Annotated in this window: 1 protein-coding gene; it reads right to left on the bottom strand. The window is 41.0% G+C overall.

Annotated features, from left to right (window positions below; genetic code table 11):
* The coding region (locus HC175_RS23115; RefSeq protein ID WP_235942739.1) for a Pycsar system effector family protein at positions 1 to 290 on the bottom strand (290 nt) is incomplete at both ends.

The raw sequence follows: 290 nt of genomic DNA, 5'->3' as shown, positions 1-290 counted from the left end.
AAGAGCACATTCACATCTCCGTTTTTTACCTGTTCCCGGGTAAATTCGCCCGAAGTTACATTTGGACGCGTAGACATAATTGCGCCAATGATCGACGCCACACTAAAGAGCATTAAAATAAAAGTTGGGATCATCACTGTTGTACCTGCATCAACAGGAGCTGTAAGATCTGGGATGAGATTGGCAATAGCGAGCGAAATAATTATGGCATTTACAGAAAGCAGGATGTTGGCCTTTGTATCGGCAATATCACTTAATTTTAGATGATTCCTCATAGTTACCCTAAAAAG

It is taken from the genome of Salinimicrobium oceani (assembly GCF_012037645.1).
The sequence above is the reverse complement of the archived record's forward strand: the minus strand, read 5'-3'. Positions and strand labels throughout refer to the sequence as shown.